At 72.9% G+C, this 18,374-nt stretch carries 16 protein-coding genes; 14 read left to right on the top strand and 2 right to left on the bottom strand.

Annotated elements, in window-relative coordinates; translation table 11 throughout:
• Positions 1–43 precede the first annotated feature (43 nt).
• The 8 genes from ruvC to OOK41_RS23425 all read left to right on the top strand — a co-directional run bounded on the left by ruvC (position 44) and on the right by OOK41_RS23425 (position 9,361).
• Positions 44–571 (top strand): crossover junction endodeoxyribonuclease RuvC, encoded by a 528-nt coding sequence (gene ruvC, locus OOK41_RS23460; RefSeq protein ID WP_117671554.1) that lies wholly within the window; start codon positions 44–46, stop codon positions 569–571.
• Positions 568–1,083, top strand: coding sequence for a Holliday junction branch migration protein RuvA (gene ruvA, locus OOK41_RS23455; RefSeq protein WP_266266720.1), 516 nt, complete (start codon positions 568–570; stop codon positions 1,081–1,083). Before ruvC ends, ruvA begins: the two co-directional genes overlap by 4 nt.
• A complete protein-coding gene (ruvB, locus tag OOK41_RS23450) occupies positions 1,080–2,150 on the top strand; it encodes a Holliday junction branch migration DNA helicase RuvB (RefSeq protein WP_117671558.1) in 1,071 nt (356 codons plus the stop codon). Before ruvA ends, ruvB begins: the two co-directional genes overlap by 4 nt.
• A 194-nt stretch (positions 2,151–2,344) precedes the next feature.
• Complete coding sequence (gene yajC / locus OOK41_RS23445; protein WP_117671560.1) at positions 2,345–2,638, top strand: preprotein translocase subunit YajC; 294 nt, start codon at positions 2,345–2,347, stop codon at positions 2,636–2,638.
• Between the two features lie 243 nt (positions 2,639–2,881).
• Positions 2,882–4,771 (top strand): protein translocase subunit SecD, encoded by a 1,890-nt coding sequence (gene secD, locus OOK41_RS23440; RefSeq protein ID WP_266267955.1) that lies wholly within the window; start codon positions 2,882–2,884, stop codon positions 4,769–4,771.
• A 1-nt stretch (position 4,772) separates the two neighbouring features.
• Positions 4,773–5,963, top strand: coding sequence for a protein translocase subunit SecF (secF, locus tag OOK41_RS23435; RefSeq protein WP_266266719.1), 1,191 nt, complete (start codon positions 4,773–4,775; stop codon positions 5,961–5,963).
• A 103-nt stretch (positions 5,964–6,066) separates the two neighbouring features.
• On the top strand, positions 6,067–6,633 hold the full coding sequence (locus tag OOK41_RS23430) for an adenine phosphoribosyltransferase (protein WP_266266718.1): 567 nt from the start codon (positions 6,067–6,069) through the stop codon (positions 6,631–6,633).
• Between the two features lie 274 nt (positions 6,634–6,907).
• Positions 6,908–9,361 carry a bifunctional (p)ppGpp synthetase/guanosine-3',5'-bis(diphosphate) 3'-pyrophosphohydrolase gene (locus OOK41_RS23425; RefSeq protein WP_266267954.1) on the top strand — a complete coding sequence of 818 codons (2,454 nt, stop codon included), beginning with the start codon at positions 6,908–6,910 and terminating at the stop codon, positions 9,359–9,361.
• A 60-nt stretch (positions 9,362–9,421) separates the two neighbouring features.
• Here OOK41_RS23425 and OOK41_RS23420 read toward each other — a convergent pair whose 3' ends face one another.
• Together OOK41_RS23420 and OOK41_RS23415 are read right to left on the bottom strand one after the other, a co-directional pair.
• Positions 9,422–10,258, bottom strand: a complete 837-nt coding sequence (locus OOK41_RS23420) for a peptidylprolyl isomerase (RefSeq protein WP_266266717.1) — start codon at positions 10,256–10,258, stop codon at positions 9,422–9,424.
• 64 nt (positions 10,259–10,322) lie between these two features.
• Positions 10,323–11,201: a peptidylprolyl isomerase gene (locus OOK41_RS23415; RefSeq protein WP_266266716.1), complete on the bottom strand. Its 879-nt coding sequence runs from the start codon at positions 11,199–11,201 to the stop codon at positions 10,323–10,325.
• Between the two features lie 263 nt (positions 11,202–11,464).
• On the opposite strand from OOK41_RS23415, the gene OOK41_RS23410 reads away from it, so the two are divergent.
• From OOK41_RS23410 to OOK41_RS23385, 6 genes are all read left to right on the top strand, one after another.
• Positions 11,465–12,184, top strand: coding sequence for an MBL fold metallo-hydrolase (locus tag OOK41_RS23410; protein ID WP_266266715.1), 720 nt, complete (start codon positions 11,465–11,467; stop codon positions 12,182–12,184).
• A gap of 73 nt (positions 12,185–12,257) precedes the next feature.
• Positions 12,258–13,586, top strand: coding sequence for a histidine--tRNA ligase (gene hisS / locus OOK41_RS23405; RefSeq protein WP_266266714.1), 1,329 nt, complete (start codon positions 12,258–12,260; stop codon positions 13,584–13,586).
• Between the two features lie 212 nt (positions 13,587–13,798).
• The gene (locus tag OOK41_RS23400; protein WP_266266713.1) at positions 13,799–14,974 is read left to right on the top strand and encodes a sensor histidine kinase; all 1,176 of its coding nucleotides are present in this window, start codon (positions 13,799–13,801) and stop codon (positions 14,972–14,974) included.
• A complete protein-coding gene (locus tag OOK41_RS23395; protein WP_266266712.1) occupies positions 14,962–15,600 on the top strand; it encodes a response regulator transcription factor in 639 nt (212 codons plus the stop codon). The genes OOK41_RS23400 and OOK41_RS23395 overlap by 13 nt, the downstream gene beginning before the upstream one ends.
• A 402-nt stretch (positions 15,601–16,002) precedes the next feature.
• Positions 16,003–17,325 (top strand): aspartate aminotransferase family protein, encoded by a 1,323-nt coding sequence (locus tag OOK41_RS23390; protein WP_266267953.1) that lies wholly within the window; start codon positions 16,003–16,005, stop codon positions 17,323–17,325.
• Positions 17,322–18,362 carry an NAD(P)-dependent oxidoreductase gene (locus OOK41_RS23385; RefSeq protein WP_266266711.1) on the top strand — a complete coding sequence of 347 codons (1,041 nt, stop codon included), beginning with the start codon at positions 17,322–17,324 and terminating at the stop codon, positions 18,360–18,362. The genes OOK41_RS23390 and OOK41_RS23385 overlap by 4 nt, the downstream gene beginning before the upstream one ends.
• The last annotated feature ends 12 nt before the right edge of the window (positions 18,363–18,374 follow it).

Raw genomic sequence — 18,374 nt, 5'->3', positions numbered from 1 at the left:
TGTCGAACACACGTACTGCTGGCGGCTGGGGGAGGGAGGCGGCGTGCGCGTGCTCGGCGTCGACCCGGGGCTGACCCGGTGCGGGGTCGGCGTGGTCGAGGGCGTGCCGGGCCGGCCCTGCACCCTGGTCGCCTACCACGTGGTCCGCACCGACCCCGGCGACGACCTGCCGCTGCGCCTGCTGCACCTGGACCGCTCGCTCACCGACCTGGTCGCCGAGCACCGGCCGGACGCCGTCGCCGTCGAGCGGGTGTTCAGCCAGCACAACGTGCGCACCGTGATGGGCACCGCCCAGGCCAGCGGGATCGCCGTGCTGGCCGGCGCGCGGGCCGGCCTGCCGGTGCAGACGTACACCCCGAGCGAGGTCAAGGCGGCCGTGACCGGATCCGGCCAGGCGGACAAGGCGCAGATGACGGCCATGGTCACCCGGCTGCTGCGGCTGCCCGAGCCGCCGAAGCCGGCCGACGCGGCCGACGCGCTCGCGCTGGCCATCTGCCACGTCTGGCGCGGCGGCACCCGCTCGAAGCTGGCCGAGGCGGCCGACCGGGTACGACGAGGAGGAGCACGATGATCGCCAGTGTGCGCGGCACGGTGACCGCGACGGGCCCGGACCACGCCGTGGTCGAGGTCGGCGGGGTGGGCCTGGCGGTGTACTGCGCCCCCGGCACGCTCGCCGACCTGCGGGTCGGCCAGCCCGCCCGGCTGGCCACCAGCCTGGTGGTCCGGGAGGACTCGCTCACCCTCTACGGCTTCGCCGACGACGACGCCAAGCAACTGTTCGAGCTGCTCCAGACCGCCAGCGGGGTCGGCCCCCGGCTGGCCCAGGCGGTGCTCGCCGTGCACCCCCCGGACGCGGTGCGCAAGGCGATCGCCAACGCCGACACGGCGGCGCTGACCCGGGCGGCCGGGGTGACCGGGGGCGCCTGGCCCGAGCAGGTCCGCCAGGCCCTCGTCGGGCTGGGCTGGACGGCCGGCCAGGCCGACCAGGCGGTGGCCGCCGTGGCGGAGACCGTCGACGGGCCGCCCCCGCCCGTGCCGGTGCTGCTCAAGCAGGCCATCCGGCTGCTCGGCCGGACCCGATGACGGGCCCCGACGGCAACCTCGTCTCGGCGTACGTCAACGACGCCGAGCGGGACGCCGAGGCCAGCGTCCGGCCGAAGCGGCTGGCGGAGTTCATCGCCCAGCACCGGGTCCGCGACCAGCTCGACCTGCTGCTCCAGGGCGCGATGCGGCGCGGCTCCCCGCCCGACCACATCCTCCTGTCCGGCCCGCCCGGCTTGGGTAAGACCACCCTGGCGAACATCGTGGCGGCCGAGCTGGGCGCGGGCATCCGGGTGACCAGCGGCCCGGTGATCGAGCGCTCCGGCGACCTGGCGGCGATCCTGACCAGCCTCGCCGAGGGCGACGTGCTGTTCATCGACGAGATCCACCGGATCGCCAAGCCGGCCGAGGAGCTGCTCTACAGCGCGATGGAGGACTTCCGGGTCGACGTGGTGGTCGGCAAGGGCCCGGGGGCCACCGCCATCCCGCTGGACGTCGAGCCGTTCACCCTGGTCGGCGCGACCACCCGGTCCGGCCTGCTGACCGGGCCGATGCGGGACCGGTTCGGCTTCGTCGCGCACCTGGACTTCTACTCCCCGGCCGATCTGGAGGTGCTGCTGCGCCGGTCGGCGCACATCCTCGGCGTGCCGATCACCGACGACGGCGCCGTCGAGATCGCCGGCCGGTCCCGGGGGACCCCCCGGATCGCCAACCGGCTGCTGCGCCGGGTGCGGGACTACGCCGAGGTCCGGGCCGACGGCGTGGTCACCGTGGAGACCGCCCGGGCGGCCCTGACGGTGTACGACGTCGACGCGCTCGGGCTGGACCGGCTGGACCGGGCCGTGCTCACCGCGCTGGTCGACTCGTTCCGGGGCGGGCCCGTCGGGTTGTCCACCCTGGCGGTGGCGGTGGGGGAGCAGCCGGACACGGTCGAGGAGGTCTGCGAGCCGTTCCTGGTCCGGGCGGGGCTGCTCGCCCGGACGCCCCGGGGGCGGGTGGCGACTGAGGCGGCCTGGCGGCACCTGGGGCGTACCCCACCGAATGGTACATTTGGCGCCGATGCTCCTGTCGTTCCCGATCTGTTCTCCGCCGCGCCTGATCAGCCGTGATCCGAACGTGATCTGCGCCGCATTCGGCGTTCCCAGGTGCAGGGACTAGACTTCGCCGCGGTTTGTACAGGACGTGAGAATCCGCCTCCGCTCCGGTGCCCCTCGTGCCGGGCCGGAGGCCAATCGGAAGGTCAGTAACCGTGCACTACGCAGCAGCGGGTGGAGGGGGAGTCGGCGGTCTCACGCCGATCCTCATGATCGCCCTGCTCTTCGGCGTCATGTACTTCATGATGATCCGCCCCCAGCAGAAGCGCCGCCGCGAGGCGGAGCAGATGCAGTCCGCCATCGCCCCCGGCGACGAGGTGGTCACCATCGGCGGTCTCTACGGCACGGTCGCCGGCGTGGACGACGAGACCGTCCTGCTCGAGGTAGCCCCCGGCGTGCAGACCCGGTACGCCCGTCCCGCCATCGCCCGGGTGGTGAGCAAGGCCGAGCAGGTCGAGTCGACCGAGCCGGTCAGCGAGGACGCCGAGACCGTCAAGGAGTGACCGCCTCCCCGACGGGGCAGCGGAGACGCCGTTAAAACTGGATAGTTGGGTCGACACCCGACGCCGACACCCGAAGGCTGCCGGCCGGCGCCCCCGCGCCGGTCGTGGTCAGCCGTGTCGGCGTCGCGTCGCCGGCCCGGACACCCGTCGCCGGTACCCCCGGCCCGACACTCGCGCCGCCGCCTCGGCAGCGCGACCGTAACAGGGAGACAGACAGCCGTGGCACCACCACCTCAGGGACAGATGCGGCCCGGACGGCAGCTCGCCGTGCTCGGGCTCATCTTCGTCGTCCTCTATCTCATGGTGTTCTTCTCGGGCGGCGCCAGTGGTGGCTTCAAGGACCGGCTGGAGCCTCGGCTCGGCCTGGACCTGATCGGCGGCACCCGGCTGACGCTCGAGGCGACGAACAGCATCGACGGCAAGCCCCCGACGGCGGAGAACCTCGAAGAGGCCCGCCAGATCATCGAGAGCCGGGTCAACGCCTACGGCGTGGCCGAGGCCGAGGTGGTCACCGAGGGCAACCGGAACATCGTCATCTCCCTGCCCGGTGAGAACCGCGACCTCACCGACGTCGGCAGCGCCGCCGAGCTGCGCTTCCGCAAGGTGCTCAAGGTCGCCGACGGCAGCGGCGCGGTGGCTCCCCCGGCCGCCACGCCGGCCCCGGCCCCGTCCGGCAGCGCCAGCCCCAAGCCGTCCGGCAGCGCCAGCCCCAAGCCGTCCGGCAGCGCCTCGGCCGGGGCGAAGGCGAGCGCGTCGCCGAGCGCCGGCGGACAGGGCGGCGGGGCGCCGGCCCCGAGCGCCAGCGCCTCCGCGCCGGCCTCGCCGAGCGCCGCCGCACCGTCGCCCAGCGCCAGCGCCGAGCCGGTGCCGCAGGGTGTCGAGGAGCAGCGCAAGGCCGTCCAGCAGAAGGTGGGGGCCGCCGCCTGGCAGGCCGCGACCGCGCTACAGGCCCCGGCCGATCTGACCACCGACCCGTCGCTGGGCGAGAAGCTCAAGCCGTTCGGCACGCTCTCCGCGCGTGAGGTCGCGGTGCTGCCGGCGGAGATGCAGTTCAACGTCCCGACGATCGGCTGCGCCCAGCTCGACCAGCGCCCGGCGGCGTCGATCAAGGACGAGAAGCAGAAGGCGGTCGCCTGCGAGGACGGCGTCCAGAAGTACCTGCTCGACGTGGCGAAGGTGCTCGGCACCGACGTCGGCGACGCCAACGCGGTGCTCGACCAGACCAGCTCCTGGGTGGTCAGCCTCGACTTCAAGGGCAAGGGTCAGGAGAAGTGGACCAGCCTGACCCGGGAGGCGTTCACCAACGAGGGCCAGGCGTGCGACCAGACCGCGCTGGGCCAGGACGGCAAGTGCCGGGTCGCCGTCGTCCTCGACAACAAGGTGGTCTCCTCGCCGGAGATCCAGGGCGTGCTGACCGGTGACTCGCAGATCACCGGCAGCTTCGACAACAAGGCGGCCAGCGCCCTCGCCAGCCAGCTGCGCTACGGCGCGCTGCCGGTGACCTTCGAGCAACAGGACAAGGTGAACATCACCGCCACGCTGGGCGCCAGCCACCTGCGCGCGGGCCTGCTCGCCGCCGGCATCGGCATGCTGCTGGTCATCATCTACTCGTTCTTCTACTACCGCCTGCTCGGCTCGGTCATCTTCCTGAGCCTGGTGCTGTCGGCGCTGCTGGTCTTCGGCGCGCTGGTGGTGCTCGGCCGGCAGATCGGCTTCACCCTCACCCTCGCCGGCATCGCCGGCATGATCGTCTCACTGGGCGTGGCGGCGGACTCGTTCGTCATCTACTTCGAGCGGCTCAAGGACGAGATCCGCGAGGGGCGCAGCCCGCGCAGCGCGGTGCCGCGGGCGTGGATCCGGGCCCGCCGCACGATCATCTCGGCCAACGCGATCACCCTCATGTCGGCCGTGGTGCTCTACGTCGTCTCGGTCGGCACGGTGAAGGGCTTCGCCTTCGCGCTCGGCCTGGCCACGGTGCTCGACCTGGTCGTGGTCTTCCTCTTCCGTCACCCGATCATGACGATGTTCGCCCGGACCCGGGCGTTCCTGTCCCCGCGGGTCAGCGGTCTCGGCCGCGCCCTTCCGGCGCGGACCGAGCAGGCCCCCCGCACCTCGCGCGTCAAGGAGGCCTGAGATGGCTAAGACTGGATTGGCGAGCCGCCTCTACCGGGGCGAGGCCGGCCTCGACGTCATCGGCCGGCGCAAGCTGTGGTTCACCGTCGCCGGGGTGCTGATCCTGCTCTCGGTGCTCAGCTTCGCCGTGCGGGGCTTCAGCCTGGGTATCGAGTTCGCCGGCGGCAACTCGTTCCAGGTGCCGGCCAGCGTCGGGACGCTGGAGCAGGCCGAGGAGAAGGTCGACGCGGCGCTGGCGAGCGTTGCGGGCGGGGCCGAGGTGGCCACCGCGCAGAAGGTCGGCGGCACCGGCGGCGACTACTACGAGATCCGCACCTCGCAGCTCAACCCCGAGCAGGCCGACGCGGCCAAGACGGAGATTGCCCGGGAGCTCGGCATCCAGCCGGACCAGATCAGCGGCAACCAGGTCAGCGAGGCGTGGGGCAGCCAGGTCACCTCCCGGGCCATGCTGGGTCTGGTGATCTTCGTCGCGCTGGTGATGGTCTACCTGATCCTGCGCTTCGAGTGGCGGATGGCCGTGGCGGCCGTCTCCTCGCTGTTCATGAACCTGATCCTCACCGCCGGCATCTACTCGCTGGTCGGATTCGAGGTGACCCCGTCGACGATCATCGGGTTCCTCACGATCCTGGGCTTCGCGCTCTACGACGTGGTGGTGGTCTTCGACAAGGTCCAGGAGAACACCCGGGGCATCACCGCGAACAACAACCAGACGTACGGCGAGGCGGCCAACCTGGCGATCAACCAGAGCCTCATGCGGTCGCTGAACACCTCGGTGGTGGCCCTGCTCCCCGTCGGCGGCCTGCTGTTCATCGGCGCCGGCCTGCTGGGCGCGGGCACCCTGAAGGACCTCGGCCTGGTGCTCTTCGTCGGTATGGCGGTCGCGTTCCTGACCTCGATCCTGCTGGCCACCCCGCTGCTGGTGCTGCTGAAGAACTACGAGCCGCGGATCCAGGCGCACAACAAGCGGGTGCTGGCCCGGCGGGGCGCCCTGGCCCGGGGCGAGATCACCCCGAAGGGTGCGCCGCGCCCGGCCGGGGAGGACGACGAGCCCATCGACCCGGAGGAGGCGGCCCTGGCCGGGGCCGCGCCGAAGGTGGGTGCCCGGCCCACCGGCAAGCGCGCGGGCGGAGCCCGGGGCGGTCGCCCCGCCGGCGGCGGCGGTAACCGGCCGGGCGGCGCGAAGCGCCGCTGACGCGACCGGGGAGACACCCACCGGAGACGGTGACGACGGCGTCCTTCATGCTGTGCGAGCGGCGTGGAGGACGCCGTCGTCGTACGAAGGGAGACGGGACCGCGTGACGGAGACGCACAGCGCCGGGGTACGGGGAGACAGCGGCCCGCAGGTCGCCGAGTTGGTCGCCAGCCGTGTGCTGGACGTGCCGGACTTCCCGAAGCCCGGCGTCATGTTCAAGGACCTGATGCCGCTCTTCGCCGACGGCACCGTGTTCGGCCAGGTGGTCGACGGGATCGTGGCGTACCACGGGCGGGAGTCGTTCGACGCCGTGGTCGGGATCGAGGCCCGGGGCTTCGTGATCGCGGCGGCCGTCGCGTACGCCACCGGGGTCGGCGTGGTGCCGGTGCGCAAGGCCGGCAAGCTGCCCCGCCCCGCCTACTCGGCCTCGTACGCCCTGGAGTACGGCGAGGCGACGCTGGAACTGCACGAGGACGCGTTCACCGCCGGGCACCGGGTGCTGGTGGTCGACGACGTGCTCGCCACCGGGGGGACCGCCGAGGCCACCCTCGACCTGGTGGAGCGGGCCGGCGGCACCGTCGCCGGCTTCACCGTGCTGCTGGAGCTCGGCTTCCTCGGTGGCCGGAAGCGGCTCGCCCCGCGGCCGGTGCACGCCCTGCTCCAGGTCTGAGCGGCCCGGGCCGGCCGGCGACCCCGCCCGGCGACTCGGGACCGGGGCGGCGTCCGGTCCGTGCCCGGCTGACCGATTGGTCGTGGCGGCCGTCGGACGGACCCGGTGCGGTCCGTCCGGCGGAGCGGCGGGGCACCGTGCGTGCGGGTAGCATTGCCCATTGCTGAGCGGGCGGGAGATTGCCCGGGCGGCGGAAGACCAGGCCGGCCGGCGCACGGTCGGCATACCCCGGCGAGCGGTGAGGAGGCCGGTGTCCCACGATGTCGTCCCCCCGGTGGAGGGCACGGTGCACCCGACAGGCGACGCTGACGGCTCGGTGACCGACAAGGGAGCTGACCTGCGGGGCGCGATCCCCGGGAGCGAGGGGGATTCCGCCCACGCAGACGGCGGCACCCCGGCGGCCGGCTTCCTGGAGCCGCTGTCGGCCGACGACTCCGGCGACCCGTTGCCGGGCGCCGGCTTCGCGCTCTCCAACGCGCCCACCGGGCGGCGGGTGCGGGCCCGGCTGGCCCGGTTCAACGCGCCCTGGCAGACCTCGCAGGTCAGCGAGGTGCTGGAGCCGCTGATCTCCTCCCATCGGGTGAACCACCCCAAGGCCGACGCCCGGCTGCTCCAGCGGGCGTTCGACACGGCGGCCCGCTGGCACTCGGGCCAGTACCGCAAGTCCGGCGACCCGTACATCACCCACCCACTGGCGGTGTCCACCATCCTGGCGAACCTGGGGATGGACACCACCACCCTGGTCGCCGCGCTGCTGCACGACACGATCGAGGACACCGAGTACACCCTCGACCAGATGAAGGCGGACTTCGGCGGCGAGGTCGCGCTGCTCGTCGACGGGGTGACCAAGCTCGACAAGGTCAAGCTCGGCGACGCCGCCAAGGCGGAGACGATCCGCAAGATGGTCGTGGCGATGGCCAAGGACCCCCGGGTCCTGGTGATCAAGCTGGCCGACCGGCTGCACAACATGCGCACCCTGACCTTCCTGCCCCGCCCGAAGCAGGAGCAGAAGGCCAAGGAGACGCTGGAGATCCTGGCGCCCCTGGCCCACCGGCTGGGCATGAACACGATCAAGTGGGAGCTGGAGGACCTCGCCTTCGGCACGCTGTTCCCGAAGCGGTTTGAGGAGATCCTCCGGCTGATCGGGGAGCACCAGCCGCAGCGGGAGTCGTTGCTGCGCCAGGTGACCCAGAAGGTGGGCACCGACCTGAAGGCCGCCAAGATCAAGGCGGAGACGACGGGCCGGCCGAAGCACCTGTACTCGATCTACCAGAAGATGATCGTGCGGGGTCGGGACTTCAACGACATCTACGACCTGGTCGGGGTGCGGATCCTGGTCGACACGGTGCGGGACTGCTACGCCGCGTTGGGCGTGATCCACGCGAACTGGCAGCCGGTGCCGGGCCGGTTCAAGGACTACATCGCGATGCCCAAGTTCAACATGTACCAGTCGTTGCACACGACGGTCATCGGGCCGACCGGCAAGCCGGTGGAGATGCAGATCCGCACGTACGCGATGCACCGCACCGCCGAGTTCGGCATCGCCGCGCACTGGAAGTACAAGGAGCACAAGGGCACCCAGATCGTCGGCCCGCCGGCGCACATCGACGAGATGACCTGGCTGCGCCAGCTGCTGGACTGGCAGCGGGAGGCGGCCGACCCGAGCGAGTTCCTGGACGCGCTGCGCTTCGACCTGTCCAGCCAGGAGGTGTACGTCTTCACCCCCAAGGGCGACGTCATCCCGCTGCCGACCGGGTCGACGCCGGTGGACTTCGCGTACGCGGTGCACACCGAGGTGGGGCACAAGTGCATCGGGGCGCGGGTCAACGGCAAGCTGGTGCCCCTGGAATCGACGCTGTCCAACGGCGACGTGATCGAGATCTTCACGTCGAAGTCCGAGACGGCGGGGCCGACGCAGGACTGGCTGGGCTTCGTCAAGAGCCCCCGGGCGCGGACGAAGATCCGCCAGTACTTCAACAAGGAGCGGCGCGAGGAGGCGATCGAGGCCGGCAAGGACTCGATCGTCAAGGCGATGCGCAAGCAGGGCATGCCGTTGCAGCGGATGCTCACCTCCGACGCGCTGATGGCGATCGCCCGGGACCTGCACCTGGCCGACGTGGCCTCGCTCTACGCGGCGGTCGGCGACAGCCAGGTCTCCGCCCAGTCGGTGGTGCAGAAGCTGATGGCCGCGTACGGCGGCGAGGAGGGCGCGGCGGAGGACATCGCCGAGACCGCCGTCGCCACCCGGCCGCCGCGCAGCCGGCAGAGCAGCGCCGACCCCGGCGTGGTGGTCCGGGGGGTCAGCGACGTCTGGATCAAGCTGGCCCGGTGCTGCACCCCGGTCCCGCCGGACTCCGTCTTCGGGTTCGTCACCCGCTCCGGCGGGGTCAGCGTGCACCGGGACGACTGCGCCAACGCCGAGGACCTGCGGGCCCAGGACGAGCGGGTGGTCGAGGTGAGCTGGAAGCTCACCTCCGCCTCGACGTTCCTGGTGGCCATCCAGGTGGAGGCCCTGGACCGGCACAAGCTGCTGGCGGACGTGACCCGGGTGCTCTCCGAGGAGCGGGTCAACATCCTCTCCGCGACGGTCACCACCACCCGGGACCGGGTGGCGGTCAGCCGGTTCAGCTTCGAGATGGCCGACCCGAAGCACCTGGGCCACCTGCTGGCCGCCGTCCGCAAGGTCGACGGCGTCTTCGACGCGTACCGGGTCACCTCGGGGTCCTGACCCGCACACGACAGCGCCCGCCGGCTCGCAGCCGGCGGGCGCTTCGTCGTTGCGGAGGGCTCAGCCCTGCGGCTCGCTCATCGTCAGCTTCTTGATGACGACCTCCTTCTTGGGGTGGCCACCGCCGGCCTGCTGGGCGAACGCCTTGTCGTCGCCGGCCTTCGCGACGTCCTTGACGATGTCCATCCCGCCGGTGATCGTGCCCAGGACGGTGTATTTCGGGTCGAGCTGCGAGTCGCCGTAGACGATGAAGAACTGGCTGCCGGTGCTGCCGGGCTGTCCCGAGTTGGCCATCGCGATGACCCCGTCCGGGTACGCGGGGCGCTTGTCGGTCGGCAGGTTCTCCTCGGTCAGCTTGTACGCCGGGCCGCCGGTGCCGTCGGTGTCCCGCCAGCCCTTGCCGGTCGCGCTCGGGTCACCGCACTGGAGCACCTGAATGCCCTCGGTGACCAGGCGGTGGCACTTGCTGTTGTCGAAGAAGTTCTTGCTCGCCAGGTGGGTGAAGCTGGCCGCGGTGCACGGCGCGGCGGCCCGGTCGACCTTGGCGGTGATCGGGCCCAGGTTGGTGTCCATGGTCAGGGTCTGCACGCCGGTGTTCGCCTGCTGGGCCTGCGGCAGCCCGACGTCCTTGATCTCCTTGGTGCGGTTCTCCTTGGGGATCTCGGTGAACGCGCACTGCACGAAACCGCTATTGGCGGCGGTGTCCTGCTTCTTGTCGTCGCCGCCGACGGTGGTGGCCAGCCACACGGTGCCGGCGACCACGAGCAACAGGGCCGCCCCGGCGCCGACGATCGCCTGCGTCTGCCGGCGCTTGCGGGCCTTGGCCGCCTGCGCGGCCATGTTCCGCTGGAGTCGGGCCTTCGCCGCCGCGCGCTGCCGCTCTTTCGTGGACGTCACGGTCGATCCTCCTGGACTGTGTCTCTGGCGCGGTCTGTGCCGCAGTGTGTGGGGCGGGGCCCGGTCAGCCGGCGCTCGGGCTGGCCGCCGGAGCGCCCGACGCCGGGGCGGTCGCGGCCGGTGTCGACTCGCCGACGGTGAGACTCTGGATCACCACGTCGGTCTTCGGCTTGACCTTGGCTCCACTCCCATTGTCCACGGTCGGGAGGGCACCGATCTTCGTGATCACGTCGAGCCCGCCGGTGACCCTGCCGATCACCGGGTAGACCGGCTTGTCGGGGTTGTAGTCCTTGAAGAAGACGAGGAACTGGCTGCCGTTGGCGCCCGGCGGGTTGGCCATCATCGCGACCGTGCCCTTCGGGTACGCCGGGGGCTGGCCGGGGGCGGGGCTGGCCGACGGGCTCGCCTCGGGCGCCGTGGGGACGTTCTCGTCGTAGAACGAGTATTTCGGCCCGCCCAGGCCGGTGCCGCTCGGGTCGCCGCAGCGCAGCGCGCCCTCGGCGGTGATCTCGTGGCACGTGGTGTTGTCGTAGAAGCCCCGGCTGGCGAGGTGGGCGATGCTCGCCCCGGCGCAGGGGGCCGAGGCGAGGTCCAGCTCTGCGGTGACCGGCGCGCCCTGGTTGGTGGTGACGGTCATCGTCCGGGTGCCCTCGGTCGGCAGGCCGGTGGTGGCCGGGGTGCCGACGTCCTTGAGGTTGGTGTTCGCGGTGGCGTCCTGCGGCGTCCAGAGGCAGACGTCCTCGGCGGCCGTGTTCTTCTCCGGGTCGTCGTCGAAGGCGCCCAGCGCCCACGCCGAGCCGGCCACGATCAACGCGAGCACCACGGCGGCGCCGACGCCGGCCTGGATCTGCCGACGGCGCCTGGTCCGGGCGGCCCGTCGGGCCAGCTGCCGGTCGAGCTTGGCCCGCGCCAGTTTGCGCTGCCGGTCCCTGCTGGAAGCCACCCGTGCTCCCCTTCCTCTACCCTGACGGTCACCGGCGGGTTTGGGCGTCGCGCCCCGTGGGGCGGCACGTGCGCCACGCCACACGCCCGCCAGAGTGTACGGGTACCGGCTGGGAATGTGGTGTACCAGGTCCTCGCCGGGTTTATCGGAGGCAGTCACTGCGCCCCCTGGGGCCGGCGGGGCGGGTGGGTCGACGGAATCCGCTCGCCGTTGCGGCTAGGCTGCCAGGGCAGGGACGGCAGCTCGACGGAAGGGGAGCGGACGTGCTCGTGGCCGGCTTTCCCGCGGACGCCTTCGGCACCAACTGCTACGTGGTGGCGACCGCGCCGGGGGAGCAGTGCGTGGTGGTCGACCCGGGCATCGGGGTGATCGACCGGCTCGACGCCGTGCTCGCCGAGCACCGCCTGCACCCGGCCGCCGTGCTGCTCACCCACGGCCACCTCGACCACACCTTCTCCGTCGCGCCGGTCTGCGGCGCCCGGGGCGTCACCGCGTACGTCCACCCCGACGACCGGGAGCTGCTGGCCGACCCGGGCAAGGCGCTGTCGATGGACCTCACCCAGCTCTTCGGCGGCCGGCTGCCCTACACCGAGCCCGACGACGTCGCCGAGCTGACCGACGGGGCCACCCTCGCCCTGGCCGGCCTGGAGATCACCGTCGACCACGCCCCGGGCCATACCGGCGGGTCGGTGCTGTTCCGGCTGCCCGGCGCCGGCTCGCCCTGGGAGGCCGAGCAGGTCTGCCTCTCCGGCGACGTGCTGTTCGCCGGCTCGATCGGCCGCACCGACCTGTGGGGCGGCAGCATGCCCCGGATGCTCGCCAGCCTGCGGGACAAGATCCTCCCGCTGGCCGACGACACCGTGGTGCTGCCCGGCCACGGCCCCGCGACCACCATCGGGCGCGAGCGCGCGAGCAACCCGTACCTCGTCGAGGTGGCGGGCTCCGGCGACGCGCGCCCCGCCGCGCCCCGCCGCGGTCTCTAGTTTTCCTCCGCCCGCGCCGCGCGGGCCCACGACCTCACCGCGCCCGGCGGCGCGGAGCTGCAAGGAGTACGCCATGAGCAAGCCCACGCCCATCTCCGGTTTCCCCGAGTGGACGCCGGCGCAGCGGATGATCGAGCAGTTCGTCCTCGACCGGATCCGCACCACCTTCGAGCTGTACGGCTTCGCCCCCCTGGAGACCCGCTCGGTGGAGCCGCTGGACCAGCTCCTGCGCAAGGGGGAGACCTCGAAGGAGGTCTACCTGCTGCGCCGGCTCCAGGCCGACGCCGAGGGCCCGGCCGGGGACGACGCGCTCGGCCTGCACTTCGACCTGACCGTCCCGTTCGCCCGGTACGTGCTGGAGAACGCCGGCAAGCTCCAGTTCCCGTTCCGCCGCTACCAGATCCAGAAGGTCTGGCGGGGCGAGCGCCCGCAGGAGGGCCGCTACCGGGAGTTCCTCCAGGCCGACATCGACATCGTCGACCGGGACACCCTGCCGGCCCACTACGAGGCCGAGATGCCGCTGGTCATCGGCGACGCGCTGCGGTCGCTGCCGATCCCGCCGGTGCGGATCCAGGTCAACAACCGCAAGATCTGCGAGGGCTTCTACCGGGGCATCGGGCTGACCGAACCGGAGGCCGCCCTGCGCGCGGTCGACAAGCTCGACAAGCTCGGCCCGGCGAAGGTGGCCGAGCTGCTGGCCGAGACGGCCGGGGCGAGCGAGGCGCAGGCCAAGGCCTGCCTGTCCCTGGCTGAGATCTCCGCCCCGGACGCCTCCTTCGCCGACGCGGTGCGCGCCCTCGGGGTGAGCCACCCGCTGCTGGACGAGGGCGTCGCCGAACTGGTCGCGGTGGTGGAGACTGCCGCCGCGCACTCCCCCGGGCTGTGCGTGGCCGACCTGCGGATCGCCCGCGGCCTGGACTACTACACCGGCACCGTCTACGAGACGCAGCTCGTGGGCTACGAGCGGTTCGGCTCGATCTGCTCCGGCGGCCGGTACGACAACCTGGCCAGTTCCGGCAACGTCCGCTTCCCGGGGGTGGGCATCTCGATCGGGGTGACCCGGCTGCTCGGCCTGCTCTTCGGCGCCGACGCGCTGTCGGTGTCCCGCAGCGTGCCGACCTGCGTGCTGGTCGCGGTCACCGCCGAGGAGCAGCGGGCGGCCAGCAACGCCGTCGCCGACGCGCTGCGCCGCCGGGGGGTGCCCACCGAGGTGTCGCCGAGCGCGGCGAAGTTCGGCAAGCAGATCCGGTACGCCGAGCGGCGCGGCATCCCGTACGTGTGGTTCCCGGGGGCCGACGGCGCGGCGGACGAGGTGAAGGACATCCGATCCGGCGAGCAGGTGGCCGCGGCGGCGGGGGAGTGGACCCCGCCCCGGGCGGATCTTCGGCCGCTGGTGGGCTGACCCGCCGCCGGTCCGCCGGATCGTCCCGCGGGGGGCCGGCCCCGTGCCCGGTCGGTGGCCGGCGTCCCGGCCCGGCAGGGGCCGGACCAGCCGTCAACCGGCCCAGTGGCCGGTCGGGGCCGCCACCCGGCCCGCCAGGCCGGGCCGAACGGTTGCCGTGATCCCTGCATCCAGTGATGACCGTCGTTGATCCGACTGCCAGAATAACCAACGTGTCATCGCCCGGTCACTCTGCGCCCGTCGTCGATGCCGCAGGGGAGGGCCGGGCCAACCGGTTCATGCTGGTCCTGCTCGCCCTGCACCGGGCCACCTGCCTGGCGCCGGCGGTCGCCACGGGCGCGTACGGGGCGTACCGCAGCGCCTGGGCGAACCTGGCACTGCTGCTCGGCGCGGTCGCCTGGAACCTGGTGCTGTTCCGCTCCGCCGTGCGGCGTGGCTGGTTCCCGACGCCGCTGGTCTACCTGGACGTCGGGCTGGCCGTGGCGGTGCTGGTGGTGGTCACCGCGAACCTGCCCACGGAGGTCGCCGACGCGCCGAACTGGGGCAACGGGGTGGCGCAGGCCGCCGGGTCGCTGGCCGCCGCGGCCATCGCCCGGCCCGCGTCGGCGGTGGCCAGCGTGTTCGCGCTGCTCACCGCCCAGGCCGCGGTGGCGGTCGGGTACGGCACGTCGGGGGCGCCGGTGCTGGAGCTGGTGCACACCATCAACGGGCTGGCCTGCTTCGCGCTGGTGGCGGGCTTCGCCGTGCGGTACCTGCGCCGGGTCGGCCGCGACCTCGACCGGGTCAACGCGCGGCGGCTGGTCGCCGAGGCGGAGCGGGCCGCCGACCACGCCCGGTACGTCACCCGGTTGGCGCACCACCGCGCCCTGCACGACACGGTGCTGACCACCCTCACCCTGATCGCCCGGGGCGGGGTGGACCCGCGGCTGCCCGAGCTGCGGCAGCGGTGCGCCAGCGACGCCGACGTCATCCGGGGGCTGCTGGCCGACCGTGCCGACCCGGAGTTCGGCACCCTCGCCGAGGCCCTGCGGCACGTGGTCGGCGAGGTGTCGCTGCTCGGCCTGCGGGTGCGCTACCGGGGCGCGCTGACCCCGCCGCACGTGCCGTCCCCGGTCGTGCAGGCCGTCGGCGAGGCGGCCCGGGAGGCGCTGAACAACGTGGTCAAGCACGCCGGGGTGGACCAGGCCTGGCTGACGGTCAGCGGCGAGCGGGGCGTCCTGCGGGTGACGGTCGTCGACCGGGGGCGCGGCTTCGACCCGGACGCGACGCCGCCCGGGTTCGGGTTCCGGCACTCGGTGGTCGACCGGGTGGCCGAGGTGGGGGGCCGGGTCCGGGTCTCCAGCGAGCCGGGCGGGGGAACGTGCGTGGAGCTGTCGTGGCCCCGGTGATCCGGGTGGCCGCCGTCGACGACGACCGGATGCTCCTCGACGGGCTGATCACCTGGCTGTCCACGGTGCCCGACCTGCGGCTGGTCGGCGCCGCGTCCACCGTGGACCAGTTGCTGGCGGGCCTGCCCGGCCCGGTCGACGTGGTGCTGCTGGACCTGGTGCTGCGCGACCGCAGCGACGCGGCCGGCAACGTCCGGCGGCTGGTCGCGCGCGGGCACCGGGTCCTGGTGCTCAGCGTGTGGGCGCGGCCCGACCAGGTCGTGGCCACCTTCGCCGCCGGTAGCAGCGGGTACGTGACCAAGGACCACGACCTGCCCGCCCTCGCCGTGGCGATCCGCGAGGTGCACGCCGGCCGCCCCGTGTTCTCCACCGACCTGGCCTTCGCCTGCCTGGGCGACAGCCGCCCGGTGCGCCCCGCGCTGTCCCCCCGCGAACGCGCGGTCCTGCTGGCGTACGCCTCGGGCATGACCCTCAAGGCGGCGGCCCGGCACCTGGGCATCAAGCCGGAGACCGCGCGCACCTACCTGGACCGGGTCAAGGCGAAGTACCACGACCTGGGCCGGCCCACCCGCACGAAGCTCGACCTCGCCGACCGGGTTCGCGAGGATGACCTGGAGGCGGGCTGACCGCCCGGCCCGACCCTCCCGCGCCGCCGACCGGCGGCCGTCCCTCGCCCCCCGCCGCCCCGGTCGCCGGGCCTCGTCGACCCCCTGCCCGGACCGTACCGGTTGCCCGGCGGCGGCGGGCGTCCCGCGTTCGGGGGACACGCCCCGGCCGGCCCGTCCCCCGAACGCGCGGCATGACCTGCTCGGCGCAGATCGTTAGTTTGGGAATCGCACAGCGTCGAGATCCATCGATGCCCGGACGGGTTCCGTCCCTGGCCGGCGCTGCCGTGCCCCCACCGGTCGTTCGAGGAAAGGCCATGCCCCATGCCCAGTTTGATCGGCGTCGACGAGGCGGAACAGCTCAGCACCAGGCAGGTGCACGAGCTGTACCGCGCCCACGTCAGCCGCAGCCAGGTATCCCTGATGACCACTTTCGGCTTCGGCCGGGAACTGGTCGAGCACGCCGAGGGGGTGTGGATCCGGCTGCGCGACGGCCGACGGGTGCTCGACTTCTCCGGCGGCGTCGGGGTGCTCAACCACGGGCACAACCACCCCCGGATCCTGGCCGCCCGGCGGCGCTTCGCGCAGGCCCGCCGGATGGAGGTGCACAAGGCGTTCTTCTCGCCGTACCTGGCCGCGCTGAGCCACAACGTGGCCGCGCTGCTGCCCGGCGACCTGTCCGTGTCGTACTTCCCGAACTCGGGGGCGGAGGCCAACGAGGGCGCGATCAAGATGGCGTACAAGTACCACGGCGGGCGGCGCAACACGATCCTGCGCGCCGACATCAGCTTCCACGGCAAGACCCTCGGCGCGGGCAGCCTCACCGGCTCGTCGGAGAACTCGTTCAGCTTCCCGGGGCTGCCCGGCATCGTCGTGCACCCGTACGGTGACCTCGCCGCGGTGCGCGCCGCCGTCGACGCCGCCCGCACCCCCGACGGCGGCTGCGACGTGTACGCCATCCTCGTCGAGCCGTTCAGCGCCTCCACCATGCGCGCCTGGTCGGCCGACGACCTGCTGGCCCTGCAACGGCTGTGCCGGGAGCGGGACATCGTCACCATCTACGACGAGGTCTACACCGGCTGGGGCAAGACCGGCAGCCTGTTCTACTTCATGCGCCACGAGGGGCTGCTGCCCGACATCCTCACCTACTCCAAGTCGCTCGGCGGCGGCAAGGCGTCCATCTCCGGCTACACCGCCCGCGAGCCGGTCTTCCGCCGGGCGTACGACCGGCTCACCGACGTCATCCTGCACAGCACCACCTACTACGGCTTCGGCGAGGAGACCGCCACCGCCCTCGCGGCGATCGAGGTCGTGGTGGACGACGACTACCCGGCCCGCGCCCGCGCCCTGGAGGCGGTGCTGCGCCCCGGCCTGGAACGGCTGGCCAAGGCCCATCCCGACGTGGTGACCCGGGTCGCCGGCGCGGGCGCGCTGTGGGGGGTGTTCCTCGGCGGCGGGCCCGGCGTGCTCGACCTGGCCGGCAAGCTGATGCCCGGGTTCGCCCACGACCCCCAGTTCCGCACCAAGCTCGTCACCCTGTCGGTGATCGCCCACCTGTTCCGCGAGCACGGCATCATGACCTACTACAGCCCGAACGCGGACAACCCGCTGATGGTCGCCCCGAGCCTGGTGGCCACCGGCGAGGACGTCGAGCACTTCCTCACCGCCCTGGACGCCACCCTGTCCCGGGGCCTGCCGAGGCTGCTCGCCTCCTTCGTGCGGGAGCGGGTGACCTCCCGGTGGTGAGCGCCGAACGGGTCGTGGTGACCGGCGCGTCCGGGATGCTCGGCTCGCACCTGGTCCGCCGGCTGCTCGACACCGGCCACCGGGTGCACGGCGTGGACCTGCTGCCCGCCGTGCACACCCACCCCGACCTGACCCACAGCCAGGGCGACATCCGCGACGGCGCCCTGCTGGACCGGGTCCTCGCCGACTCCGCCGCGGTGGTGCACTGCGCCGCCGCGCTGCCCAGCTACCCCGCCGAGATGATCCGCTCGATCATCGTCGACGGCACCCGCGCGGTGCTCGACGCGGCCCGCCGGGTGGAGGTGCCCCGGGTCGTGCACATCTCCTCGACCGCCGTGTACGGGCTGCCCCGGCTCGTCCCCACCCCCGAGGAACACCCCCGGGTGCCGGTCGACCCGTACACCCGGGCGAAGGTCGAGGCGGAGCTGCTGGTCGAGCGGCACCGCGCCGACGGGCTCTGCGTGCCGGTGCTGCGGCCGAAGACCTTCCTCGGCCCCGGCCGGATGGGGCTGTTCGCGATGCTGTTCGAGTGGGCCGAGGAGGGCCGCAACTTCCCCGTCCTCGGCCGCGGCGACGTGCGGGTCCAGATGTTCGCCGTGGAGGACCTGGTCGACGCCGTGCTCATCGTCCTCACCGCGCCCGACGACGTCGCCGGGGACACCTACAACCTCGGCGCGGCCGAGTTCGGCACCCTGCGCGAGGACTTCCAGGCCGTGCTCGACGCCGCCGGGCGCGGCGGCCGGGTGGTCGGCCTGCCCGCCGGGCCGGCGCTGGCCGCCCTCGCCGCCCTGGAGCGCAGCGGGCTCTCCCCGGTGTACGGGCGGCTGCTGCACAAGCTGCGCGCCGACTCGTACGTCAGCATCGACAAGGCCCGGGAACGCCTCGGCTTCAAGCCCCGGTTCGCCAACCGCGACGCGATTCTCGGCACGTACCGGTGGTGGCGGGAGAACCGGCACGCCACGGCGGCCGGCGGCGGCCGGACCAGCCGGGAGCCGTGGCGGCAGGGCGCGCTCTCCCTCGCGAAGATCTTCTTCTAGGCCGGGAGGTCC

Source organism: Micromonospora sp. NBC_01655 (assembly GCF_026339755.1).
GTDB lineage: Bacteria > Actinomycetota > Actinomycetes > Mycobacteriales > Micromonosporaceae > Micromonospora.
The sequence above is the reverse complement of the archived record's forward strand: the minus strand, read 5'-3'. Positions and strand labels throughout refer to the sequence as shown.